The 24856-nt window shown below is 42.8% G+C and carries 20 protein-coding genes and 1 tRNA gene; 6 read left to right on the top strand and 15 right to left on the bottom strand.

The features are described 5' to 3' along the window. Positions 1-439 precede the first annotated feature (439 nt). Positions 440-1432 (bottom strand): quinolinate synthase NadA, encoded by a 993-nt coding sequence (gene nadA / locus LX99_RS18235; RefSeq protein WP_109609166.1) that lies wholly within the window; start codon positions 1430-1432, stop codon positions 440-442. A gap of 408 nt (positions 1433-1840) precedes the next feature. On the opposite strand from nadA, the gene nadB reads away from it, so the two are divergent. Further along, a complete protein-coding gene (nadB, locus tag LX99_RS18230) occupies positions 1841-3433 on the top strand; it encodes an L-aspartate oxidase (protein ID WP_109609165.1) in 1593 nt (530 codons plus the stop codon). Positions 3434-3510: 77 nt separating this feature from the next. Here the strand turns inward: nadB and LX99_RS18225 are convergent. Beyond that, a tRNA-Gly gene (locus LX99_RS18225) sits at positions 3511-3583 on the bottom strand. 76 nt (positions 3584-3659) lie between these two features. On the opposite strand from LX99_RS18225, the gene LX99_RS18220 reads away from it, so the two are divergent. After that, positions 3660-4172, top strand: a complete 513-nt coding sequence (locus tag LX99_RS18220; protein ID WP_109609164.1) for a gamma carbonic anhydrase family protein — start codon at positions 3660-3662, stop codon at positions 4170-4172. On the opposite strand, the gene LX99_RS18215 is transcribed toward LX99_RS18220, so the two are convergent. From LX99_RS18215 to LX99_RS18170, 10 genes are all read right to left on the bottom strand, one after another. Continuing rightward, entirely contained in the window at positions 4162-5808 is a 1647-nt protein-coding gene (locus LX99_RS18215) for an Ig-like domain-containing protein (RefSeq protein WP_109609163.1), read from the bottom strand. The two genes, LX99_RS18220 and LX99_RS18215, sit on opposite strands and share 11 nt — an antisense overlap. A gap of 115 nt (positions 5809-5923) precedes the next feature. Next, positions 5924-7786 carry a tRNA uridine-5-carboxymethylaminomethyl(34) synthesis enzyme MnmG gene (mnmG, locus tag LX99_RS18210; RefSeq protein ID WP_109609162.1) on the bottom strand — a complete coding sequence of 621 codons (1863 nt, stop codon included), beginning with the start codon at positions 7784-7786 and terminating at the stop codon, positions 5924-5926. A gap of 265 nt (positions 7787-8051) precedes the next feature. Then, on the bottom strand, positions 8052-8297 hold the full coding sequence (locus LX99_RS18205; protein WP_109609161.1) for a CBU_0592 family membrane protein: 246 nt from the start codon (positions 8295-8297) through the stop codon (positions 8052-8054). Beyond that, entirely contained in the window at positions 8298-10163 is a 1866-nt protein-coding gene (locus LX99_RS18200; protein WP_109609160.1) for an ABC-F family ATP-binding cassette domain-containing protein, read from the bottom strand. Beyond that, a complete protein-coding gene (locus LX99_RS18195; protein ID WP_109609159.1) occupies positions 10160-10816 on the bottom strand; it encodes an NAD(P)H-binding protein in 657 nt (218 codons plus the stop codon). The genes LX99_RS18200 and LX99_RS18195 overlap by 4 nt, the downstream gene beginning before the upstream one ends. Positions 10817-11111: 295 nt before the next feature. Further along, the gene (locus LX99_RS18190; protein WP_109609158.1) at positions 11112-12005 is read right to left on the bottom strand and encodes a hypothetical protein; all 894 of its coding nucleotides are present in this window, start codon (positions 12003-12005) and stop codon (positions 11112-11114) included. 63 nt (positions 12006-12068) lie between these two features. Further along, the gene (locus tag LX99_RS18185) at positions 12069-13301 is read right to left on the bottom strand and encodes a family 16 glycosylhydrolase (protein WP_109609157.1); all 1233 of its coding nucleotides are present in this window, start codon (positions 13299-13301) and stop codon (positions 12069-12071) included. Positions 13302-13341: 40 nt separating this feature from the next. Continuing rightward, entirely contained in the window at positions 13342-15237 is a 1896-nt protein-coding gene (locus LX99_RS18180; RefSeq protein WP_245927958.1) for a glycoside hydrolase family 30 beta sandwich domain-containing protein, read from the bottom strand. Positions 15238-15910: 673 nt separating this feature from the next. Next, positions 15911-17818, bottom strand: a complete 1908-nt coding sequence (locus LX99_RS18175; protein WP_109609155.1) for a 7TM diverse intracellular signaling domain-containing protein — start codon at positions 17816-17818, stop codon at positions 15911-15913. Between the two features lie 185 nt (positions 17819-18003). Continuing rightward, positions 18004-19491: a glycoside hydrolase family 30 protein gene (locus LX99_RS18170; protein ID WP_109609154.1), complete on the bottom strand. Its 1488-nt coding sequence runs from the start codon at positions 19489-19491 to the stop codon at positions 18004-18006. A gap of 223 nt (positions 19492-19714) precedes the next feature. On the opposite strand from LX99_RS18170, the gene modA reads away from it, so the two are divergent. The 4 genes from modA (at position 19715) to LX99_RS18150 (ending at position 22525) form a co-directional block, all read left to right on the top strand. Then, on the top strand, positions 19715-20491 hold the full coding sequence (modA, locus tag LX99_RS18165; protein ID WP_109609153.1) for a molybdate ABC transporter substrate-binding protein: 777 nt from the start codon (positions 19715-19717) through the stop codon (positions 20489-20491). Between the two features lie 15 nt (positions 20492-20506). Beyond that, entirely contained in the window at positions 20507-21178 is a 672-nt protein-coding gene (modB, locus tag LX99_RS18160) for a molybdate ABC transporter permease subunit (RefSeq protein WP_109609152.1), read from the top strand. Next, positions 21175-21804 carry a sulfate/molybdate ABC transporter ATP-binding protein gene (locus tag LX99_RS18155; RefSeq protein WP_109609151.1) on the top strand — a complete coding sequence of 210 codons (630 nt, stop codon included), beginning with the start codon at positions 21175-21177 and terminating at the stop codon, positions 21802-21804. The genes modB and LX99_RS18155 overlap by 4 nt, the downstream gene beginning before the upstream one ends. A 241-nt stretch (positions 21805-22045) precedes the next feature. Beyond that, positions 22046-22525, top strand: a complete 480-nt coding sequence (locus LX99_RS18150) for a hypothetical protein (RefSeq protein ID WP_109609150.1) — start codon at positions 22046-22048, stop codon at positions 22523-22525. Positions 22526-22661: 136 nt separating this feature from the next. On the opposite strand, the gene LX99_RS18145 is transcribed toward LX99_RS18150, so the two are convergent. The 3 genes from LX99_RS18145 to LX99_RS18135 form a co-directional block, all read right to left on the bottom strand. Beyond that, positions 22662-23291: a hypothetical protein gene (locus tag LX99_RS18145; RefSeq protein ID WP_022831166.1), complete on the bottom strand. Its 630-nt coding sequence runs from the start codon at positions 23289-23291 to the stop codon at positions 22662-22664. A 120-nt stretch (positions 23292-23411) separates the two neighbouring features. After that, the gene (locus LX99_RS18140) at positions 23412-23690 is read right to left on the bottom strand and encodes a NifU family protein (RefSeq protein WP_022831165.1); all 279 of its coding nucleotides are present in this window, start codon (positions 23688-23690) and stop codon (positions 23412-23414) included. 31 nt (positions 23691-23721) lie between these two features. Beyond that, positions 23722-24810, bottom strand: coding sequence for an Mrp/NBP35 family ATP-binding protein (locus LX99_RS18135; RefSeq protein ID WP_022831164.1), 1089 nt, complete (start codon positions 24808-24810; stop codon positions 23722-23724). Positions 24811-24856 lie beyond the last annotated feature (46 nt).

The raw sequence follows: 24856 nt of genomic DNA, 5'->3' as shown, positions 1-24856 counted from the left end.
CCTAAAAGGGAGACTTTTAAAAAGTTAATTTATAAATTTTCGGGCCGCAACCCGGTTTACTGTATTCCGCCGAAGGCGGGAAAATTTTTTTAGATTTTAGCCTTTTCAGGGCATTAACCTAAAAATCCTCAAAAGAGGGTTACAAATATATCAAGCACTTTGCTGTTCGCATCCGTATAGGCCGTCATACTTTTTAACAGTATTGTGGATAACTCAAAAATGACGGCCGCAACCTGCCTTCATTATATCCGCCAAAGGCGGAAAAATTTTTTGCGATTTTTAGCCATTTTAGAACCAGGAAGCCATTTTTATCGCAAAACACCTCCCAAAAATATCCTCCGCGTTTTCCACAATTACCCGGTTTATAACTTCCCATTTCAAATCATCCACCTCATCAAAATCGGTGTAATCAATCCTCAATCGGTGTAATCCTAAAAGATTATAAACCCAGCTGCGCCGATATCTCCAGCATCCGCTCGATAGGTTTCACCGCTTTTTCAATGATATGCGCCGGTACGGTTACCTCGGGCGTTTCATTTTTTAAGCACAGGTATAACTTTTCCAGGGTGTTACGCTTCATGTGCGGGCAATCGTTACATGCGCAGTTGTTGTTAGGCGGCGCCGGAATAAATATTTTATCCGGGTTTTCCTTCTGCATCTGGTGCAATATGCCCGATTCTGTTGCTACGATGAACTCCTTTTCCTGGCGGCTGCCGGCATATTTTAAAATCCCGGTTGTTGAACCAACATAATCGGCCATTTCTAATATAACATCCTCGCATTCAGGATGTGCCAGCAGTTTTGCACCCGGATGGCGTTCTTTCAGTTTGGTGATCTTTTCTCTCGAAAATATCTCATGCACCATACAGGCCCCGTTCCACAACACCAGTTCTCTGCCGGTTTTCTTAGCTACATACGCGCCAAGGTTTTTATCAGGACCGAAAATGATCTTCTGATCCTTCGGTAAGCTCTCCACAATCTGCACCGCGTTGCTTGATGTACACACAATGTCGGTTAAAGCCTTCAGTTCGGCCGTGCAGTTTACATAAGTGATCACCAGGTGATCGGGATAGTTTTCCTTAAACTTTTTAAACAAGTGCGGCGGGCAACTATCTGCTAATGAACAACCTGCCTTCATATCGGGCAGTAAAACCTTTTTCGTCGGCGACAGGATCTTGGCTGTTTCGGCCATGAAATGCACACCGGCAAAAACAATAATGTCGGCATCAGTTTTCGCGGCTTGCTGCGACAGGCCCAAACTATCGCCAATGTAATCGGCAATATCCTGTATGTCGCCATCCTGGTAATAGTGCGCCAGGATCACCGCGTTCTTTTGCTTTTTTAATTTTTCAATTTCGGCGAAAAGATCAAGCGTTGGGTCGATCTCTTCATCCACGTATCCTTTCAGATTTATTTCTTCGAAGGTATTCATTTCCACAATTCAATTAATAACAACTACTTTTTAAATTAAAGAAAACTATTGTTTGTTATGGTGTTGGTATTGTGCAAAAGTCGCTCTAATTTTTCTTTTATAAATTAGTTTTCACAACTTATTAACAGCTTTAAACATTTTTCCACCAAAAAGCTTGCTGATTTTTAGATATCTATCACAATCAATTTTTATTTAAAAAAGTTTTATGTTAAAAATTAACGGTTGGGGAAAATGTTAGCTTTATGACGAAAGCGTCGTAAAAGTCGCTCAAAAAATATTGATATTCGACGCTTGAACAGGAGTTATACACATTCAAATCTATTTTTAAGTTTTTCTTTACATAAACTTAACAGCTTTTACAGCTGTTATTAACATTAGTACTACTTTTACACACATTTCATATAAATCATGACCCGATCTGTTGATTTCCTCGTAGTGGGTTCAGGCATTGCCGGTTTAAGTTTCGCGCTCAAGGCAGCGAAACATGGTAAGGTTCTGATAGTTACAAAATCTAACGAAGACGAATCGAACACTAAGTATGCCCAGGGAGGGGTTGCTGTAGTTGTGGATAAAAAAGAAGATTCGTTTGAAAAACATATCCAGGATACCTTAATAAGTGGCGACGGCCTTTGCGACCGCGAAGTTGTTGAAGCCGTTGTTAAGGAAGGGCCGGAGCGTATTAACGAGATTATTGAATACGGAACCAATTTTGACAAAACCAACGAAGGTGTTTATGACCTGGCGAAAGAGGGTGGCCATTCCGAGTTCAGGGTGTTGCACTATAAAGATGTAACCGGCTGGGAGATAGAGCGTTCGCTTTTGGAGGAAATTCATAAAAACCCTAATATTGAGATACTTACGCATTATTTTGCGGTTGATTTAATTACCCAGCACCATTTAGGTGAGCTGGTGGGCAAATCAAGTACCGATATTACCTGTTTCGGTATTTATGCTTTTAACACCGAAACTAAAATTGTTGAAAAAATCCTGTCTAAAGTTACCGTAATGGCTGCCGGTGGTGCCGGGCATATTTATGCGGTTACTACCAACCCAACCATAGCCACCGGCGATGGGATAGCGATGGTTTACCGAGCTAAAGGGAAGGTGCGCAATATGGAGTTCATGCAGTTTCACCCAACAGCATTATATAACCCTGGTGAATATCCTTCATTCCTGATCTCGGAAGCTGTACGCGGTTTCGGGGGAGTGTTAAAACGTACCAACGGCGAAGAGTTTATGCATGAATATGATGCGCGTAAATCATTGGCGCCACGTGATATCACGGCGCGCGCTATCGATGCCGAAATCAAAAAATCCGGGGAGGATTACGTTTACCTGGATGTAAGGCACCGCAGCAAAAAAGATATTTTGGCTCATTTTCCAAATATTTATGCCAAATGCCTGGAGATAGGTATCGATATGACTAAGGATATGATCCCGGTTGCGCCGGCCTGTCATTATATGTGCGGTGGTATCATGGTAGATCATGTAGGTCGGTCGTCTATATTAAGGTTATATGCCTGCGGCGAATGCTCATCAACGGGTTTGCATGGGGCAAACCGTTTGGCTTCAAATTCATTGTTAGAGGCCTTGGTTTTTGCACACAGAATTTATGAGGATGCCATAAAGAACTTTGAGAATAACGTGATCCCTGACAATATCCCGGATTGGGATGAAAAAGGTGTACAGCTCTCTAACGAAGATATCCTGGTTACCCACAACATCCGCGAAATGCAAAAGCTGATGAATGACTATGTGGGTATTGTCCGGTCGGATTTTAGGTTGGACAGGGCTTTACGCAGGTTAAAATTGCTTTATGAGGAGACTGAAGATTTCTATAAGAAAACCAAACTTTCGGTAAAGCTTTGCGAGTTACGTAATTTAATCCAGGTATCGTTTATTGTGGTTAAATCTGCTATGTTGCGCAAGGAGAGTAGAGGATTGCATTATACTACCGATTATCCGGAGCATGCTGCCGAGGTGAGGGATACGGTGTTTTAACCCCCCTCTAAATCTCCCCCGGCATGGGAAACTTTTTAATTAAAGCCTTCCCGGAAGGGAGGGTTTGGGAGGGGTAGAGCGAAAAACGGGATTCGAACCCGCGGCCTTCAGTTTGGGAAACTGACGCTCTACCGACTGAGCTATTTTCGCTGATTTTATATTCAAACATAGTTAAAATTATTCAAATCACTAATTCGCTAAATCAATAATTCACTAATTAAAAGTTATGCCTGTAATTTTGCCTGTAAAAGATAAGAGCCCGGTTTGGGGTAGTGATTGTTTCATTGCCGAAAACTGTACCATAGTAGGGGATGTGGTAATGGGCGATAATTGTTCGGTTTGGTTTAACGCGGTGATCCGTGGGGATGTGCATTATATTAAAATAGGTAATAATACCAATATCCAGGATGGCGCGGTTATTCACGCCACTTATTTAAAGGCCCCTACCAATATCGGCAACCAGGTTTCTATTGGCCATAACGCGTTGGTACACGGCTGTACCCTGCATGATCATACTTTGGTAGGGATGGGAGCCATAGTGATGGATCACGCGGTTGTAAACGAGTTTGTGATCATTGCAGCTGGTGCTGTGGTATTGGAAAATACTGTTTGCGAGTCGGGCTATTTATATGCCGGCATCCCCGCAAAAAAAATAAAGCCCCTTACTGATGAGCAAAGGGCTATGCTGAAGCAACTGCCTCAAAATTATATCATGTATTCCGGTTGGTTTAAGGAGTAACCGGCGCTTTAGGTACTGTTATAGGCTCTTCTGCTTCCCAGTTGGGCCTCAGGGTAATCAGTTTTTCATTGAGCCATATTTGTTCGGGCTGTCGGCGTTTTTTTACGTTACCGCTATCCCATTTACCGTTTTTGTTGTCATCATAAATAACCCTGATATAGTATTTAGCGGCAGGTATGCCCTTGTATACTATCGAACCGCTTTTGGTTATCGGGTTGCTCTGGATCTTCTTTTTATCTTCACTTAAAAGTTCAACCACATAAGCTTTTCCCGTATCGGCAGGCAAAGTTATTTTAGCGGTAAGCTGGCTATAGTTTTCTATTTTATTGATCTGGAATTTTTTACCCGGGAGACGTTTATTTTTATCGCCATAAATATCTGTTAAAGCGCCTTCATTTAATATAAGTTCGTATTTGCTTTGTTCGCGCCACCGGTATTTTAAGTAAAGTATTTTGTAGTTGCCTGTATCTTTCTTTATGGTGAAATCGCTTGTAGCTACTGAGTCTTCATTCAAGGTGATCAATGATTGATCAAAGTTTTCGATAGGGATATTGGCCGTTATTTTAAGGTCTGTACCGGGTTTTAATTTGCTGTCGTTACCAAGGTTGTATCCTGCGGTAAGCACCCGCGTAAAGCTTTCGTTTTTACGTTTAAGTTGGTAAATAGTATCTATGGCTTTACCTTTTTCATAAATGGCTACACGCACCGAATCGAAGTTCATGTTTCGTAAATAAACAGATGCGGTGTCATTGTTAGTTGTATAAGTTACCTGCTTTCGTTCGTCTACATTAACAGGGTAAATAACTTTGATACCGGGCTCGATTAAACCCCGGTTAAAGATCAGTTGAAGTTTTCCGTCCGAGTCAAACCGTTTTTCGGTTACTCTGAATTTATCAGGATCCTGCCTGAATAAATTGAGTTGGATATTGGATGTGTCGCTTTTTAAATGGATCGGTTTTTTTAGGAAGGCGATCAGCTCATTATCGTTATCAAAAATTTTATTCGGGCTTGCTTCCTTCAGGGCGTAGATCCGGTAATCGTCTTCGCGCAAATTGTTGAGCGCGAAATTTCCTGACGAATCCGTAAGCGCAAAAATAGCCGGCTTTTTTTTTCCGAACAGGGTATCCTGTTTAACCGGGAATAAAAATACCAGTACATCTTTTTCCTTTTCCTGGGTTAGGGTGTTGGTTACAGAACCCGTCATGCTTAAGGAATCGATATGGTTGCCCGTAGAGAAAACGTAGGTGAAATTTTTAAGGATGTTACTTTCGTTCACATCCTGTATAGACTTACCAAAGCTGATGACATAGGTTGTGTTTTTTTGGAGTGTGTCTTTAAACTCAACTTTTAGTTTTCGTTTGTTGGATGAATACTCCGGTTGTTTTTCCATCGCCGGGCTCATACTGATTTCCTGATAAGCGTTGGTTAGTTTGATAAACTCGTCAAATTCCAGGTCGATTTGTTTAGCGTTAAAATTCCTGGTTTTATTGGCCGGAGTTGCCTTCACCAATTTAGGTGGGGTTTGGTCGCGCGGCCCTCCCTGGGGTGGTTGTTGAGCCGCACAGCCGAAAATGAATAAAACGATAAAAATCAGTATATAATTTTTGTAAAAAATAGCCGGTTTTGCGTTTAACATGGTTTTTAGGCGATATAAGCGATTTTTATGTTTTTATGAATGGTGATATTAAAATTTAAAAATAATCGATTTAAAACGAATTTTTATAATTATCTAATTATCAATTATTTATAAATTATCTTGACACATGAACCATTAAAACAGAGATATCTGAAGGCGAAACTCCCGAAATACGCGAAGCCTGACCTAAAGTACGTGGCTTAATGCGCATCAGTTTTTCACGTGCCTCTTTTGATAACGACACCAGGGTGTGGTAATCAAAATTTGGATTGATCTCGCGGTCTTCCATTTTTTTCATCTTGTCTACTATCTCCATCTCTTTGATGAAATAACTCTCATATTTGATTTTTATTTCAGCCTGTTCAATAGTTTCTTTATCATAGGCCGATAGTAGTTCAGCTAATGGTGCGTCTGCCTTTTTCAGGTCGTCAAAAGTAACCTGTGGCCTGCTCAATAAATTGAACAGCTTATTGCTTTGTGTCAGGGCGCTTGTGCCTAATTCTTCCAGCAACCCATTTACGGTAGATGGATCGATGGATTTACTTTTGGTATAAGCTACAATATCATCCGAATTTTTTACTTTTTGATTTACCTTTTCCAGGCGCTCATCATTGATCAATCCTAATTCATGACCGATAGGAGAGAGCCTGATATCGGCGTTGTCCTGACGTAATAACAGGCGGTGTTCGGCTCTTGACGTAAACATGCGGTATGGTTCTTCGGTACCTTTGGTCACCAGGTCGTCTATCAATACGCCGATGTATGATTCTGATCTTTTCAGGATCAGTTCATGCTTATCGTTAATTTTTTGGTGCGCATTGATACCTGCTATGAAGCCTTGCGATGCCGCTTCTTCATACCCGGTGGTACCATTGATCTGTCCTGCAAAGTAAAGGTTACTGATCTGTTTGGTTTCTAAGGTTAAGCTTAACTGGGTAGGCGGGAAGAAATCATACTCGATAGCATAGCCCGGCCTGAACATTTTAGCATTCTCAAATCCCGGTATTTTGGTAAGGGCTTTGTATTGTACATCTTCAGGTAAAGAGGTAGAGAAACCGTTTACATAAATCTCGACAGTATTTAAACCTTCTGGTTCAACGAAGATCTGGTGCCGGTCACGTTCCGCGAAACGATTAATTTTATCCTCGATAGATGGGCAATAGCGCGGACCTAAACCTTTAATTCTTCCTGTAAACATTGGCGATCTTTCGAAGCCTTCTTTCAATGTTTCGTGTACATCTGTATTGGTATAGGTGATCCAGCAGCAGCGTTGTTCTTCAATAACGGGTACATCCGTGAAGGAAAATTTGCCTCTTACGGGATCTCCCCATTGTTCTTCCATCAGGCTATAATTAAGGCTACGTCCATCCACGCGGGGTGGGGTGCCAGTCTTCATACGGCCTGCTTCAAAGCCTAATTCAACCAATTGTTCGGTTAAACCTGTAGCTGCTTTCTCCCCGGTGCGGCCTCCGCCAAACCGTTTTTCGCCAATATGGATAACCCCATTAAGGAAAGTTCCATTGGTTAATACTACAGCATCGGCTTCAATTTCGATACCTATGGAAGTACGTACACCACAAACGGTATTGTTTTTTACCAATAGGGAAGTCACAGTATCCTGCCATAAATCAACATTAGGTGTTGCTTCCAAAGCCAAACGCCACTCTTCAGCAAACCTCATCCTATCGCTTTGTGCACGCGGGCTCCACATAGCCGGACCTTTTGATTGGTTAAGCATCCGGAATTGGATAGATGTTTTATCAGTTATAATGCCCGAATATCCACCCAACGCATCCACTTCACGTACTATCTGTCCCTTGGCTACGCCACCCATAGCAGGGTTGCAACTCATTTGGGCAATAGTACCCATATTCATAGTTATCAGCAAAACTGACGAACCTAAATTGGCGGCGGCAGCAGCAGCTTCACAGCCCGCATGCCCTGCGCCAACCACAATAACATTATATTTATTAAACATTTTATCCTCCTTGTTCCGCTTTTGGTGGGTCCTAAGTTGTAAGTTCTAAGCCTGAAGTAGGCTTATTTATACGTTAATTAAAGACGTGTTCCACGTGGAACTTTATTTAAATATTCTTTGTTGAGTTTTATGGTTAAGATAAACCTAAACACTCTGTTTGTTTAGTTCCACGTGGAACCTTTAGTTCAATAATCTGATAGTTTCTTTAAAGTAGCTTTCTACTTACTATTTGAAACTTCAGGGTTGATTCACAAAATTACCTCATCTAATCAGATGTTCCACGTGGAACCCTGAATAATGATATTAAAGCTACAATAGCCCAAATACTTTCTAAAACCACAAAAGGGTAGAAGCTGATCATGTACGAAGCGTAACCACAGGTACCTGCACCTATAAAGTTCATTAAGCTATAAACCTTGCTTTGAGCTGATAATTTACCTGCCAAATTCAACAGGAAAGCTATCAATAAAATGATAACGCCTGAAGTAGCGATGATATCGGACGTTTTCATTTATCCTTCGTTTAGTTCAGTCAGTTCCATCCAGCGGGCTGTTTTATCATCCAGTTGGCTATTTAAAACCTCTATTTGTTTTAATAATTCGTCAAGTTTTTTTGGGTCGATGCCTGAAGTATTCAATTGCTCATTTTTTTCTTTGATATTTGCTTCAATAGCGCTGATCTCGCTTTCTATGCCTTCCAGTTCTTTGGTTTCTTTAAAGCTTAGTTTACTTTTTTTAGCAACGGGAGCAGTGTTTTGAACTACTGGTGCAGGCTTTTTTGCTTGCTGTTTAGCTTCCTCTAATTCCAAACGATATGATGAATAGTTGCCATTAAAGATGCGTACATGGCCCTTTTCTTCCATAATGAATAGCTGGTCGGTAAGTTTATCCAGCAAGTACCTGTCGTGCGATACCATCATCAATACACCGCCATAGTTAGTTAAAAATTCCTCCAGCACGTTCAGGGTATCAATATCCAGGTCGTTGGTAGGCTCATCCAGGATCAGGAAGTTAGGATTCTTCATCAGGATGCTCATTAACTGCAAACGTTTCTTTTCACCACCGCTTAGTTTTGATATAAAACCATATTGCTTGTTAGGAGGGAAGAGAAATAAAGTGAGCAGGGCTGAAGCTGAAATGGTTTTACCATCGGCCATGGTAATAAACTCCGCTACGTTTTTTACGATATCTATTACCCGTTCGTCTTCTTTAAAAGTAATGCCCGATTGGTGAAAGTAACCAATCACCGTGGTTTCACCTTTTACCACCGTGCCCGAATCTGGCTGCAAACTGCCTGTAATGATGTTTAACAAGGTTGATTTGCCGCTACCATTGCGGCCTGCTAAACCAATCCTGTCGCCTTTTTTAAATATATAGCTGAAATTATTGATATAGGTATTGCCGTTAAATGATTTACAGAGGTTATCCATCTCCATAATCTTATTTCCCTGGCGCGCGGTTTTAACGCTCAGTTCAACCTTATCGCGAGGGCCGCCATTCTTTGTTTTTTCTTCCAGATCATAATAAGCATCAATACGGGCTTTTGATTTGGTACCGCGGGCCTGTGGCTGGCGGCGCATCCATTCCAGTTCTTTTCTTAAAAGGTTTGAGTTTTTTTGAAAGGCTGCCTCATCGGCTGCTTCGCGCTCCGCTTTCTTTTCGAGGTAATAACCATAGCTACCGTTGTAGGGTTGGATCTTACCGCGATCAATTTCTAATATCTCGTTACATACATTATCCAGAAAATACCTGTCGTGCGTAACCATCAATATGGTTTTGTTGCCTTCGGTGAGTAATTTCTCCAACCATTCTATGGTATCAATGTCCAGATGGTTGGTAGGCTCATCTAATATATAAACTTCAGGATCTTCAATCAGTAATTTAGCCAACGCCAAACGTTTCTTTTGACCACCCGAAAGGGTAGTGATTTTTTGGTTTAAATGATGGATATCTAACCTGCCTAAAATGGTTTTGATTTTATACTCATATTCCCAGGCGTCTACCTCGCTCATTTCTTCCATCACCTTTTCAATGGCTTTGGCATTATCAGGCTCATTTTCCATCAATTCCTCATACCTGCGGATGAGCTGTTGCTGCACATCATCGGCATGAAAAATATAATCGCTGATGGTGACGGCGTTTTTAAAGTTGGGATCCTGCTCCAGGTAACCCATATTTAAATCACGGGCATGCACAACCTTACCTTCGGTAGGTTTAATGGTACCACCTAATATTTTTAACAGGGTTGATTTGCCGGCACCGTTAACGCCTACCAGTGCAACCTTACGGCCGCGGTTAATACCTATGGTTACATTTTTAAATAACCAGTTGTCATGAAATTGATGGCCAAGGTTCTCGGCAGATAGATAAGTACTCACGATAATTGTTCTATTTTGTCCGACTCGTGTACAAATACACCGGTCGCGTTTATTATTGATTGGTTATACATAGCCATGGCAACGGTAGCAGCATTAATGCTGCGGTATTTTTTTAACCTGCCGATCAACAGCGGGTTTATCACTTTCATGATTATCGCAACAATACTTTCCATAACGCGCTTTTCATTTCGTTTGCCTGTTAAAGCCGAAGGGCGATAAATATGCAGTGTAGGTAAACCCAAAGCTGTTATATCCGCTTCGGTTTGCCCTTTTGTTTTGGTGTAAAAATTTCTTCCGTGTGCGTTGGCTCCTATGGATGATACCAGGTGATATTGTTTAACGCCATTTTGCAAAGCTAATTGTGCCAGTTGCAAAGGATAGTCATGATCTATTTTGTAATAGATGCTCAAATCAGGGGTTTTCCTTTTAGTTGATCCTAAACAACAAAACAGGGCTTCGCCATTCAACTCGCCCGAAAAGGATTTGAGTTGTTCAAAATTTACAACAAGCTGCTTTAATTTCTGATGCTGAAGCGGTAATTTTTTCCTTACCAGGATCAATACTTCGTTATAATAGGCTTGTTTCAATAAAATCTGCAGGAGATGAGTGCCAATAAGCCCGCTCGCGCCTGCTACAATAGCTTTTTTGGCCATTACTTATTGATTTTCGCAAAAATACACAATATTAAATTCATGATTTAATATTGTGTGTTGTAACATGTATTATGAGTGTTGGTTAAGTTTATAGTTGAGTTATCCGCGGCTCTTCAATAAGAAGCATAAATAGAATAAAAATACCAGGAATTCTCGGGAAAGTACTTGAAATGAGGGATCTACAGTATAGATTTAAAGAAGTGCCTAAACGGGACAACTGAGAAGATGTTGATAATGAAGTAATATACTATTGATAATGAATCAATTGTATATTAAATGTGCCACGTGGAACTTCTTAATCAATAGATATGATGAGGCCGGCAAACACCCGGAAGCCGTTTCTGTAAGCCCCATTCATCTGCGTTTTATCAATTTCGCCGCTGCTCAGGTAAAGTTGGTCAATACCATTTCCGGTTTGCCAATGTAAATAACCGGCACCTGCCTGTACAGCTATATTTTTGGTAATATCAAAAGAAAGCGTGCCGCCACCATTAATACCATAACCATTGGCATGGTGACGGTAACTTACCGGGTGCTTAAAAGTAGTGATCAGGTTCCAGTTACCGGTTGCGTTGTAATTAACCTGGCTATAGGTAACATCGGCGTTAAATTTAAGCTTGTCAGTAAGCTTTATAGCTGCTGTCGCTTTAATAAAAACACCTTTCCAGGCAGTGGAGTAACTGCTGTTTAAATCAGGAAAGCGGTTTGCATCGCCGTATAAAAATAATGCCTGCCGGTTTTGGTTATAGCCGGCAAAAGTAACAAGCTTCAATAAACGATTATTAACCAATTGATAACCTGCACCTGCGGCCCATCCCTCCGTATGTCCTTTTCCGGCATTAAAAGTTTGGTTGTAGGTACTGCCGGTGCGGTGATCACCACTGTAATCCGAATCATTTACCGTACCTGAAGTAATGAACAGCCTGTTATAATCAGCATAAAAAACAAATTTTTGATATACGTTCCATTGCAGGTTAGCCGCTAAGCTTTGCCCACCCAGCTTCATCCACTTTAATTCTGAAAAAACATCGGGGTTTTGGCCGTTACTGTTACCGGCTATCGACCAATGGAAGTTTTCGCGCTGGTAGCCGTCAGTCACATCAATTCGTACTTTTTTTTCCGTCTCTTGTGCAAACACGCGCGCTGCCGGTACCGCCAGTAAAAAATAAAAAACAATCAGTTTTTTCATAGCCGGTTTATAAAAGTTTAGCCCGCCCTTGTTTACATGGGCAGGCTAAATATCTTCATAAAATTATTGGTTAACACCAAAAGCTTCCCAGCCCGATGCCGTGGTACGCGTACAGGTCATGGCCTGTGTGCCGTTCTCGCTCGAGATAAACTTGCCGTTGTTACCTCTGAAGGTTACTTTGCCATCGGCAGTTGGCACCCAGTCAAATTTTTCCCAGTCGCCTATAGTTGTGCGGTTACAGGTAATGGCTTGTGTACCATTTTCTGATGATACATATTTACCCATGCTTTGCAGCGCTACTTTACCGCCGCCGGCATCAACTACGGTAAACTGTTCCCAGGCCGATGCCGTAGCGCGGTTACAGTTCATAGCCTGTGTACCGTTTTCGCTGCTAACATATTGGTTATTGAAACCTTTTAAGGTAATGGTTTGCCCGATTGGAGGCGTAGAGCTACTGCCGGACAGATCATATACCCTTACATAATCAACCACCATGTTGCAGGGTAAGGCGCTATCATTAATGGTGTTGCCAGGCAAATCGCCGCCTATGGCCAGGTTAAGGATAATGAAGAACGGATTATGGAAAGCGCCGGTATTGTTGATGTTATTGGCAATGTTACCGGTTACATAAAGCGTATTATCCACATACCAGCGGATAGAATTAGCATCCCATTCAACGGCGTAAGTGTGGAAACCGGTTGGGGTTGTAGTAGTGCTGCCGCCGTATTGCACGTGCCCGTTGCTGTTCCAGTGCATGGTACCCAAAATAGTGTTCGAGGTGTTTACCTGTTCCATAATGTCAATCTCGCCGCATTGTGGCCAGCCTACGGTACCTATGTTGGCGCCCAGCATCCAGAATGCCGGCCAGGTACCTTGTACAGCAGGGAGTTTAATGCTTGCCTCAATACGGCCCGATGTAGGTTGATATTTACCGGCAGTAGTCAGTTTAGCTGAAGTATAAGGCTGACCGCCAACTGATTCCTTACGCGCGGTAATGGTAAGGAAACCGCCTGATACCGTAGCATTTGATGCCTGGTAGTATTCTTTCTCATTATTAACGTTGGGGTTGCCTACATCAATATTCCAGTTGGCGGTGTTAACGCTGGTGCCATTAAATTCATCACTCCAAAGCAGTGTGCCCGCCCTTGGTGTAGTGGTTGAGCCCGAAGTGCCTGCGGCAGCGTCGTTTTTGATGGATGGCGATGGTTTGTTGAGGTCTTTACTGCACGACGAAAACAAGAGCAGTAATGCAGATGCCGTAAAGGCGCCCTTTGCAAAGGTTAAAAGTTGTTTCATAATGATGGTATTTGGTAAAAAAGTTAATTGGTTTAAAATGTTATTGATTTACACCGAAAGCCTCCCAGCCCGATGCTGAGGCCCGGGTACAGGTCATGGGTTGCGTACCGTTTTCACTCGAAATAAATTTGCCGTTATTACCCCTTAAAGTCACTTTTCCATCGGCGGTAGGCACCCAGTCGAATTTTTCCCAGTCGCCAAAAGTTGTGCGGTTGCAGGTGATGGCCTGTGTTCCGTTTTCTGACGATACGTATTTGTTCATGCTCCGCAAAGCGATTTTGCCTGCACCGGCATCAACAACGGTAAACTGCTCCCAGGTTGATGGCGTTGCACGGTTGCAATTCATGGCCTGTGTACCGTTTTCGCCGCTTACGTATTGATTATTGAAGCCTTTCAGTGTGATTATTGAACCTATGGGCGCACCTGAACCTGTTCCGCTGTCGGTAGATTGTATGCCGGTCCATTTAAAGGTTACTACCGCCCCGGCCGCTAAAGTATAGGAGAATGATTCTGCCCCCCATTTTACTTTAAAGTTACCGGCCGACGAGCCATTGTTGAGCGCAATAAGTACCTTGCTGCCATCAGCGTTTTTAAAGGCAACGTTTTGGATATTACCGGCAATATTTGATGAGATCCGGACAGCTCCCGGCCTAACAAATTTTGAAGCATGGCCAATAACATAATACCCAACGTTACGGGTAACAGAAGTTCCGCTGATAGTGATACCGCCTAAACAGCTGCTGCAACCGCCATTGGTATGCGGGTTATTATTAGGATCGGCGGCAAGGTTCCATTCCAGTACGTTGCGGCTCCAGTTGCGGGTAGCGCCGATTATGAGGGTGCCCACGTGCCAGGAGAGGTCGCCGCCGAAATTACTGGGTGCGCCAACCCATTGTTCGGTAAAGTAAACGTTTTTGTTTGGATAGGCATTATGCATATCGGTTAACTTATCGATAGTGCCTGCATACAGGTGAAATGCCGAACCATCTACATAAGGGTTAGCGGCCCCGTCGGCCAGTACGGTTTGCGGATAATCAATCCTGTCGGTATTGTGATCGTAGGCGATGATTTTGGTTTGAAAACCTGCCGCCCTTATTTGCGGGCCTAAGTTGTTTTTAATAAAGTTGGCCTGCTCTCCGGGCTGCATCACCATACTCGGGTTGTTGTATGGGTTAAGCGGCTCGTTCTGCGGTGTAATGGCATCAATAGTAATGCCCTGGGCCTGCATGGCCTGCAGGTATTTTACAAAATAACGGGCATAGGCATCGTAATAGCCGGCCGCGGTATTCAGGCTGCCCCCGGTGTAACCGTTATTACCGGTGGTGTTTACCTTCATCCAGGTTGGCGCCGTCCATGGGGTGGCCAATATTTTGATAGATGGGTTTATGGCGATGATCTTTTTCAATATCGGCAGCAGGTCCTGGTTTTCGGCGCTGATACTGAAGTTATTCATGTTAAAATCGCCCGAGGTTTGGTTGTAGGTGAAATCGTTTGCGCTGAGATCAGAAGCGCCGATGCTGATACGGATATAGCTGATCCCGATCTGGTTGGTGCCGGTTCCAAAAAGTTCGTTCAATACATTGGTTTGATTGCTGCCAAGGCCGTTCAGCAATCCGGCGCTGCCGCCGGTTAAGGTGAAGCCAAAGCCATCGATACCCTGAAAGGTTTGATTTTCATCAACAGTTACGGTTGTTGCGTTGGTTCCGGCATCTGCGGCGAAATTGAAACTGGTTTGAGCCTCAAGCAGTTTTGATTGATCGCCGGTGGTTAACCAGGCATTTACTACTTCATTAGCGGCGCGGGCTACTGTGCCTGTTGTAGCTTTCTGGCCAGGTGTATCGCCCTGCCTTATATCCTTTTTACAGGAGTAAAAAACAACAGCAGTAAGCAGGGTGAGGGCTGCCAGCCACTTGATTTTGTAATTGGTTTTCATCATATGTTGATTTAGTTGATTGATTTGAATCCTGTAAAATTTATCGCATAAACCGCCGGCCCACAGTAAAAAATAGGTGTTAACTTATTTTAACTGTGGCTTAATAACATCCAATTAACAAGGTGATTAGATTATAGCCCGAACAGGATGCTTTTCAATAGGTTAGTTTAAGTATAGTTTCAACTGGTTATTACAAATCTACGCCAATTTAACTGTAATAATCAAGATAATTTTTTATAAATAATTGATATATAGTGTATTATAAATAATTTAATACGCTTGTATCGCAGTCGGCAAAAAAGAAAAAATAAGTTTTAATAGTTTGCAAAGCCTTTTTGCAGTAATATATTTTTTTTGCTGATACGCTTGCTTCACAATTAATTTTTACGAAAAGAAATGGTAAAATAGAGATGCAGGTAATAGGTGTATAGGTAACACGAAGAGAAGCAATCAAAATCCGGATTCTACGGTAGTCTAATTCGGGTTTCCTAATATTCTGCTAATTCTAAAATTCTGTAAATTTTGATTCAGACAAATTTTACGTTAAGGATAGGAGCGGATACTGGCCTTGCGGCTAAAGCCATGCAGTATGAGCGTATAGCCCGGCCGCAGGCAACGCCCATTATGATTATCAAAAATCGATTCTTAAAATCCATTTTAATTATTGTCCGCGTGTTCAGGCATTCGTGCTATTATCAATTACCAGTTTACTCCAGCCCTTATCACCGGCGTTTTTGATCTCTTTTTTACGCTGTTCCATTACTTTTTTAATGCGCGAACTGTAGGCCCAGCAAGTGCTTTGACGGATGGATAATATTTCGGAAAGTTTATGCGAAGAAATCTTGCCCTTGGTTGAGTACATCAGGAAGATCATGTAAAAAGCTTTATTGATAGGGATGCGGGTGTTTTGTAAAATTGTATAAGCGATAACCGATTCTTCGTACCCGCATTTTGAACACCGGCGGCTATAGGGGAGGTGCCCGCTGCCGTAGTGGGTATTACTGCATTTGCGGCAGGCATAACCGTGTTCCCATTTTAAATCAGACAGGAATTTGAAGCAGGTTTCCCTGTCGGGGTAAATACGGCTAAACTCTTCAAAATCAACTTCGGTAAGCATCACCCTGTCGTGCGTTACTTTTTCGATATCATTGTGGAGGATGATGTTATCTTTTTCGAGGAGCACGTTCATGCGCGAGATTTCTTCGGCCTGCTGTTGCAACAGTTCGTTAACCGATCTCAATTCTTCGTTTTGCTCGGCAATCATATTTGATTTTTCAACCAGTTCGCGGGTGCGTTCGCGTACCTGGCTTTCGAGGCTGCGGTTCAGGGTTTCTTTCAGTTCTTCGTTTTGTTTCATCTGGGCGATAATGCTGAGTTGGGCATCATCTTTCTCTTTTTTGAGGATGCGCACCTTATCGCCAATGGCAAAGGAAATGAACAGCATCTCCATAATAAAACAAAGGCTGAGGCTGTAGTAATCAAACTCGGTAACGGGCAACCACCATATATTGAGCGCTATGCAGGTTTTAATAATGAAGCCGGTAAGCAAAAAGGTATAGCCTATAACAAAGAAACGGGCAGGTTTATAACCTTTAATCAATACATAGCACCCGGCGTAAAATGAAATAGAAAGCGGTAAAAACTCGATGATCTTGTAGTTAAACCAGGCCATGTTGGCAAGGCAGGCCAGGAAATAAAGGCACCTGAAAATGATTACGCCCTTGATTACCTTATTAAGACGGGGAGCGTTGACCTTTAAATTAAGCAGTTTTTGGGCAAACAGAATAGCGAAAATACTTGCCGAAAACAGGGCGATGCCATAAGCGTAATTATTAAAGCCGGGGTTGTTTGGCCAGATGTACTGGTAAGCGATGCCATCGGCACACATTTCGTACAAACCGATGCTGAGGTTGTAAATGATGTAGTACAGGTACTGCACCTGGCGCATGGCTATAAACATCATCAAATTGTAAAGGCCGAAAACCAGGATCATGCCATAAAATACGCCGAAAAAGAAATACTCATCCAACGCGTAACCAATAAAACGGCTTACGGTGCGCATTACCACAATAACGTTTACCGAGTGATTGGCTTTAATGCGGATATAGTAAACATCATCAGGCCCATGGTTGCTGTTGATGTTAACGCTGAAATTTTTATGGCGATAAAAGCGGGCGGCAAACGGGTGGCTGCTGCCCAATGAGGTTGACTTATAGGTTTCGCCCACAGGCGAATAAACGGTTATGCTATCAATAGTCTGATCAAAAAATTCAAGGATCCAGTTGTTACTGGTTGGGTTGGACTTGCCTATTTTTATACGGTACCAATAAGCCGATTTGTTATGGCGGGTTACAGGGGTTGGCTCATGGTTTTGCCTGAATTTACCGGCCATATAAGCAGCATGGATTCCATCGAGACCGAGTTTCCCTGTTGTATCTTCAAAATAAATAATTTGCTGATATTCAAAAATACGCTGGCTTACCTTATCATTTATTTGTACGGTAGTTTGCGCTTTTATGCGGGGCGGCAGGCATAAAAAAAGGGTAACAACAACTACAAGATACCTTAGTACAATTTTAAACATAGGCTCGGTAGATAGATGGTTTTCGCGCCTGCAACGGTGTTTTCATTGCGGGCGCGAAAAAATGGTTGTTTGGTTAGCGTCAGGCCGGATACAATTATAATATATTTATTTTTCTATTCCTATTAAAAGTATGTTATACAGTTATTTAAAACGCTAATTTTTAGCAGGTTTTATTTAAAAAACATTTATTGCCACACATAAGTGGCAACCGAACCATTGGCCAGCGTGCTTGTGGCCGATTTTCCGTCTATCTTGAAATTGAAGGTTTGCTGGCTGCCGCTCGAGTTTAGTACAATGAGTACTTTGCTGCCGTCGGTATTTTTAAAGGCTACGTTAGGCAGTGCGCCAACTGCGGTAGACGAAATGCGCACTGCACCCGGCCGCACAAATTTAGATGCATGAGCGATAATGTAGTAAGAAACATTACGCGTAACATCTGATGCGGAATTGATAGTTAGGGCTCCTTTGCAAACATCGCAACCGCCTTCAGTATGGGGGCCGAAATCAGGATTGTTGGCCAGGTTCCATTCCAGCACGTTGCGGCACCAGTTGCGGGTTGCGCCTACAATTAAGTTGGTTACGTGCCAGTTTAAATCGCCGCCAAAGCCACCTGTCGAGGGTGTGTACTGTTCAGTGAAGTACAGGTTTTTAGCCGGGTAGGCATCATGTACAGCCTGCAGGTTATTAATATCGCCATTGTACAGGTGAAATGCCGAGCCATCAACAAAAGGGTTAGCAGCGGCATCTTTAAAAATATCCATCGGGTAGGCGGTGTTATCGGCGTTATGATCCCAAACTATAATCTTGGTGTTTAAGCCGGCAATTTTAAAAGCAGTGCCGAGGTTCTGAACAAATTTGGCCTGATCGGCAGATTCCATGTACATAGCCGGGTTATTATAGGCATTTAGCGGTTCATTTTGAGGGGTAACGGCATCAATGGTAATACCTTCGGCTTTCATGGCCTGGATATATTTTACAAAGTATTTGGCATAAACTTCGTAGTAAGCCGGGTTAAGCGTGCCTCCTTTAAAACCGTTAAAGCCGAGGGTATTAAGCTTCATCCAGGTAGGGGCTGTCCAGGGACTGCCTAATATTTTAATGTTGGGGTTTATGGCCAGGATCTTTTTCAGGATAGGAAGCAGATCTGTTTTTTCCATATCAATGGAGAAGTTTTTGAGTTCGACATCCTCTTTAACATCCGGCGAAATATCATCATACGTATAATCAGTAGCGCTTAAATCAGACGCGCCGATGCTGATGCGGAGGTAACTGATGCCGATATGGTTGTCGTCGGTAGAAAAAAGCTCTTTTAACAGGTCGTCCTTTTTTTGCGCTGTCATGGCGTTAATCAGGCTGGCGCTGCCGCCGGTAAGGCAAAAACCAAAGCCATCAATAGTTTGGTAGGTAGTATTACCATCAATGCTGATAGTTGTTGTACCGCTGCCGGCAGCATTGCTGAAATTAATGACGGTACCTTGTTTTGCGAAAGCAACAGACTTATCGGCAGTGGTAAGCCACATGGAAACGTCGCTTTTGGTGGGCGTTACCGGAGGGTCGACCGGGTCGGTAGGTATAGGGGGCGTAGCAGTTGACTTTTTGCCGCAGGCCTGCCCGCTAAAAACTCCGATTGTAATGAATGTGGCTAACAGCACTTGGGTTAAATTTTTTTTCATGGTTAGTATACAAAGCCGGTAAACTTATGGCAGTTTAAAAGCTTTATTTTTGTTAAAATTTGGTTTATTTGATAGCTTAACATCACTAATATATAACGTGATTTTGGCTGTAACAAGAGCGGGATTGTGGCGTAACAGTATCAAAAACGCCTTTTTTTAAAATTATGATACGCTTTAATACCAAGCCAAAACAGTGATATAAAGCCGTAAAACCATTAATCTCATGAAAAACGAACAATACAATACCAAGCCAATAAAAAAAATATTTTTTTTATTGGTGCTGTTTTTGGCAACAGAGTTTAGCGCGTTGGCCCAGGATATCAGGGTAGCGGCCGCTGCCAACCTGCAACCCGTGATGGAGGCTTTACAAAAAGATTTTAAACAAAAAACAGGGCTTACCGTCTCGCCCGTTATCGGTTCATCGGGCAAGTTGGTTGCGCAGATCAGCAACGGTGCACCTTTCGATGTGTTTTTATCTGCCGATATGGATTTCCCCGAAACGCTTTTTAAGAAAGGGCTCACAACGCTAAAGCCGGTTGTGTATGCATCGGGTAGCCTCATCATTTGCAGTAACCAAAATATTGGTTTTGATAACTGGGAGCGCCTGCTGTTAAGCGCGCGCATTAAAAAGGTAGCCATCGGCAATCCGGCTATCGCGCCCTACGGCAGGGCTGCCGAACAGTTATTGGCAGGCAAAGGGATTCTGGACGATGTAAAACCAAAAACAGTTTATGGCGAAAGCATTGCCCAGGTAAATACCTATATCACTACAGGTGTGGTTGATGTGGGTTTCACCACTCAATCGCTGGTTAAAGAAGCGGGTGATAAATCGCCGCTGTTTTATAAAATTATCGACCCCAAAGCCTACGATCCGATACTACAGGGCATGGTAATACTGAAACACGGCGCCGCCAATGCCGGTGCCGAAAAGTTTTACAGGTATATACTAAGCCCGGCGGCAAAAAGTATTTTTAAAGCATACGGCTACCGTATACCATAATTAGTATTTTTATTGATGGATCTATCGCCCATATGGCTCACGTTAAAATTGGCAGGCATCACCACCTTAATATTGCTGCTTATCGGGCTGCCCCTTGCCTGGTGGCTATCACGTGGCAGGGCGTTTTTCAAAATACTTATTGAAGCCATTATTACTATGCCGCTGGTGCTGCCTCCCTCAGTATTAGGGTTTTATTTGTTGCTAACTTTTAGTCCGAAGCACGGTTTTGGCAAATGGCTGTATGAGAGTTTTGATGTACAGCTGGTTTTTTCTTTTCCCGGATTGATTGTAGCCTCGGTTATTTACAGTATGCCTTTTATGATAGGGCCGGTGAAATCCGCTTTGCAGCAATTACCCTCATCATTGGCCGAAGCATCTTACACTTTAGGCAAAAGCGGTTGGCAAACATTCTGGTATGTATTGCTGCCCAACATCAGGCCTTCTTTATTTACCGCCGCCGTGTTAACTTTTGCCCATACTTTGGGAGAGTTTGGCGTGGTGCTGATGATAGGCGGCAATATCCCAGGTGTTACGCGGGTGGCCTCGATAGCGGTTTACGATTCGGTGGAGAAAATGGATTATGCCTCGGCAAATAATTACTCGCTTGTTTTGTTCGCCATAACCTTTGTTTTGGTAACCGGCGTTTTTGTATTTAACCGTTACCACGCAAAAAGCCCTTTAGCATGATCAGGATCAACGTAGAGAAAAAGCTGAATGCCTACAAAGGGCAACAAGTGCTGCAAATAAACCGGACGTTCGCGGGCGGCGGCATCACCAAAATTTACGGTCCATCTGGATCGGGCAAAACTACATTATTGAAATTGATCGCCAGTCTTACTGATCCCGATCAGGGGGAGATTATTGTTAATGGCTTGCCGTGGTTTGATTCATCGCGCAAAATCAACCTTTCGCCACAAAAAAGAAATACCGGCTTTGTTTTTCAAAACTACGCGCTTTTCCCTAACATGACGGTTATTGAGCATTTGCAGTATGCCACTAAAGATACTGAATGGATAAACCGCTTATTGCATTTAGGTAAGCTGGATACGTTAGCTACCCATAAACCAGATCATCTTTCAGGAGGGCAACAACAGCGATTGGCTATTTTGCGGGCGCTGGCTATTAAGCCTAAGGTGCTTTTAATGGATGAGCCTTTTTCTGCGTTGGATAGTAAAATGAAAATGGAGCTGATAGGGGAGTTGAAGCTTGTTTTGGCTGAGTTGGGGGTGACTGCCTTGATAGTAAGCCATAATCAGCAGGAGCTGGAGTTGTTTGAGGGGGAGGTGATGGATTTTGAGGGGATTGGCGAATGAGTAATAGCTTTAGGTGCATTAAAGAGACAAAGGCGCTAAGTTTTAAATTTTGGATAGTTTAAAATTTTAGGCGCGCAAAGTCGCTAAGACGCAATGCTTTTATCAGGAGCATAAGTGATGCCATAAAAATACCAGCAACAGCGGAGATATTGATCTTTTTATCATTCTTCTTCATGTAACAATTTCTATAGTCAGGTATCCAACACTTATTAAATGAAACCTTTACCTAACTTAAATAACTATGAAATCGCGTAGGAAAATAATTTACATAGTGATAGGCTTAGTTTTAATTGCTATTGCCTCTTTAAACTTTAGCTACTATAAAACCGAATCGAGCGCATACACTATGGCGAGTTGGCCGAGCCAAACAGCAAACGCTCCGTTCGGCCTAACCAAAGTGAAGCCGGAAGACCTTTCTGTAATTGTGCTGCATGAAAAGGACACATTGTATAAAGCAATAAATAAAACTAAACCAGTTGTTATTTCTGTTAAAACCTTAGAAACCGGTCCATTATGGATTCCCTTATACAAATCGATCGATTATACGGCCGAGGCAACAATAAAAGAATATGAATCAAAACTACCTTTGCAACTAACAGTGGGAGGACACCTTTCTTTAACAGGAAATTATTCTGCCAGGCAGGCACGAGATATGATCAATAAAGCGCTAGGAGAAAGCCTTGCAAACGAAACTAAAAGGCATTTTTCTGAAGGTCAATAAAAATGTTTAAATATTTTATACTGCTAAAGTTCAATCAATATTCGGCAGAAGTAGTGCAGTGAAACAACCTTAAGCTTAAATAAGATCTTCGCTTCGGCGCCTTGACGTGATCAAACAAAAGAAATGGAAGGAAACCTTACTTCTTATTATCCGCGTCAGAAATAGTTTTGATCAAACTACCCCATGCAAAGGGGTTTAACAACGGGTTGGGGGTAAGCGAATGCTGGTTGACAATGCTGGTATGCATAGCCTGCGCATTTGCCGACTGGATTTCCTGCGCGTTGCGGGGCAGCGTGTTATACAAAGCCGATAATGTTGCTTTGCTGATGTTTTTACGTGCAATTTCCAGGTCGTCATCCGCAAGTTTAATGGTCAGAAAATCTTTCTTGAACTCATCGGTAGTAGCCCATGGAAAAACGTGGAAAGTAGGCAGGTTAATAATCTGAGCTTTTAAAGCAACTTCTGTGGTGTAACTCTGGTTAGCAACTTTTGAAGGAATTACTACCAGCACCTTCGCGTACCCTACGCAGCTAAAGCTCAGGGTATCCTGCTCATGCGCTACAAACGAGAAGTAGCCTTTATAGTTACTGGTGTTAACAACCTTATTGGCCGACAGGTTGGTAATGGTTACGTATGGAATGGTAACCTTGCTGCTATCGGCGTTGCGTACTATCCCCGTAAATTGTACAATAGGCCTGTTATCGCTTTTTTGAGCGAAAGCGCCTATCGAAACAAAGAGTAATAATATGCCAACTAAATATTTCATAACACTATTAACTAACTGGCTACGGTATATAGTACGCCGTGTGCGCCAAAATAGTTTTCAATCTTTTTCAAAATTACCTTATAACGTGTAATTAAGCATTGAATTTAACAAATCTTAACATTAGCGCAGGTTTTCGGGCAGCACTGCGTTCGGGTCGTTAATATCAGTCAGGTTTATTGCTTCAATAGCGGTAACCTCGGGCACGGCTTTTTTAATGGCCTGCTCAATACCCGCTTTAAGGGTCATGATACTCATAGGGCACGATCCGCACGAACCTAACAGCTTTAACTTCACTACATTTTCGGGGGTTATTTCTTCAACAGAAACATTCCCGCCATCAGCCTCCAGATACGGACGGATGGTATCCAATGCTGCCTCTACCTCACTTAATAAACTCATTTTTATTAATTTATAATGATATGTAAAGTTATTAATTATTTACAACATTTTCGCCACCCAGCGCCCTGGCGTTTGATATGGCCACCTGTTGTGCCACGCGCTGCGCCATCTCTACAAAAGCGGCCGTCATCGGTCCATCTTCTTCCAATACCGTAGGCTTGCCCGCATCGCCCGAGTCACTAATACCTTTAATCAACGGGATCTCGCCTAAAAACGGAACCTCCAGCATCTCGGCAAATTTCCTGCCGCCGCCTTTACCAAATATATAATATTTATTATCAGGTAGTTCGGCAGGTGTAAAGTACGACATGTTTTCAACCACACCTAATATCGGCACATTGATGGCCGGCATCATAAACATGCCCACACCCTTTTTAGCATCGGCAAGGGCAACATTCTGCGGGGTGGTAACTATAACCGCGCCTGTTACGGGGAAGCTTTGAGTTACCGTGATATGGATATCGCCGGTACCCGGCGGCAAATCCACTACCAGGTAATCCAGTTCGCCCCAATCGGCATCATTAAATAATTGTTTTACCGCGGTTGATACCATGGGTCCGCGCCATGGTACAGGCTGGTTAGGATCGGTAAAGAAACCTATCGACAATAGCTTAATACCGTATTTTTCAATCGGCTCGATGCGTGTTTTGCCGTTCTCCTGGGTAGCCATCGGGCGTGCGCCCTCCAGGCCGAACATGATAGGTACCGACGGGCCGTAGATATCAGCATCAATCATACCCACCTTAGCGCCTGTTTTTGCCAGGCCCAAAGCAAGGTTAGCCGCTACTGTTGATTTACCTACACCACCCTTGCCCGATGCTACCGCGATGATGTTTTTAACCCCCGGTACGCCGGTATTTTTTTGCGTGGTAACGTGTGAGGTCATGTTGATATTGATCACGGCCTCTTTGCTTACAAAATGCAGGATAGCATTACGGCAGGCATTCTCGATCATGGCTTTTAGCGGGCATGCCGGCGTGGTAAGCACAACCGAGAAGCTAACGTTATTGCCATCAATATGGATATCCTGGATCATGTTGAGGGTAACCAGGTCTTTTTTTAAATCCGGCTCTTCAACGTTGCCCAGTGCTTGTAATACTTGTTCTTTAGTAATTGTCATAATATGAGGCAAATTTATGAAAACAGGGCGTTGATTGGCTGTGCTG

Source organism: Mucilaginibacter oryzae (assembly GCF_003148845.1).
Classification (GTDB): Bacteria; Bacteroidota; Bacteroidia; order Sphingobacteriales; family Sphingobacteriaceae; genus Mucilaginibacter; species Mucilaginibacter oryzae.
This window is presented reverse-complemented; position numbering and strand designations above follow the sequence as displayed.

What these genes read in the sequence shown, in the direction of transcription:
- LX99_RS18180 (WP_245927958.1), bottom strand. Translation starts at nt 15,237, where the DNA reads ATGATGAAAACCAATTACAAAATCAAGTGGCTGGCAGCCCTCACCCTG.
- LX99_RS18170 (WP_109609154.1), bottom strand. Translation starts at nt 19,491, where the DNA reads ATGAAAAAAAATTTAACCCAAGTGCTGTTAGCCACATTCATTACAATC.
- LX99_RS18190 (WP_109609158.1), bottom strand. Translation starts at nt 12,005, where the DNA reads ATGAAAAAACTGATTGTTTTTTATTTTTTACTGGCGGTACCGGCAGCG.
- LX99_RS18155 (WP_109609151.1), top strand. Translation starts at nt 21,175, where the DNA reads ATGATCAGGATCAACGTAGAGAAAAAGCTGAATGCCTACAAAGGGCAA.
- LX99_RS18150 (WP_109609150.1), top strand. Translation starts at nt 22,046, where the DNA reads ATGAAATCGCGTAGGAAAATAATTTACATAGTGATAGGCTTAGTTTTA.
- mnmG (WP_109609162.1), bottom strand. Translation starts at nt 7,786, where the DNA reads ATGTTTAATAAATATAATGTTATTGTGGTTGGCGCAGGGCATGCGGGC.
- LX99_RS18175 (WP_109609155.1), bottom strand. Translation starts at nt 17,818, where the DNA reads ATGTTTAAAATTGTACTAAGGTATCTTGTAGTTGTTGTTACCCTTTTT.
- LX99_RS18205 (WP_109609161.1), bottom strand. Translation starts at nt 8,297, where the DNA reads ATGAAAACGTCCGATATCATCGCTACTTCAGGCGTTATCATTTTATTG.
- LX99_RS18195 (WP_109609159.1), bottom strand. Translation starts at nt 10,816, where the DNA reads ATGGCCAAAAAAGCTATTGTAGCAGGCGCGAGCGGGCTTATTGGCACT.
- LX99_RS18215 (WP_109609163.1), bottom strand. Translation starts at nt 5,808, where the DNA reads ATGTTAAACGCAAAACCGGCTATTTTTTACAAAAATTATATACTGATT.
- LX99_RS18220 (WP_109609164.1), top strand. Translation starts at nt 3,660, where the DNA reads ATGCCTGTAATTTTGCCTGTAAAAGATAAGAGCCCGGTTTGGGGTAGT.
- modA (WP_109609153.1), top strand. Translation starts at nt 19,715, where the DNA reads ATGAAAAACGAACAATACAATACCAAGCCAATAAAAAAAATATTTTTT.
- LX99_RS18145 (WP_022831166.1), bottom strand. Translation starts at nt 23,291, where the DNA reads ATGAAATATTTAGTTGGCATATTATTACTCTTTGTTTCGATAGGCGCT.
- nadA (WP_109609166.1), bottom strand. Translation starts at nt 1,432, where the DNA reads ATGAATACCTTCGAAGAAATAAATCTGAAAGGATACGTGGATGAAGAG.
- modB (WP_109609152.1), top strand. Translation starts at nt 20,507, where the DNA reads ATGGATCTATCGCCCATATGGCTCACGTTAAAATTGGCAGGCATCACC.
- LX99_RS18135 (WP_022831164.1), bottom strand. Translation starts at nt 24,810, where the DNA reads ATGACAATTACTAAAGAACAAGTATTACAAGCACTGGGCAACGTTGAA.
- LX99_RS18140 (WP_022831165.1), bottom strand. Translation starts at nt 23,690, where the DNA reads ATGAGTTTATTAAGTGAGGTAGAGGCAGCATTGGATACCATCCGTCCG.
- LX99_RS18185 (WP_109609157.1), bottom strand. Translation starts at nt 13,301, where the DNA reads ATGAAACAACTTTTAACCTTTGCAAAGGGCGCCTTTACGGCATCTGCA.
- nadB (WP_109609165.1), top strand. Translation starts at nt 1,841, where the DNA reads ATGACCCGATCTGTTGATTTCCTCGTAGTGGGTTCAGGCATTGCCGGT.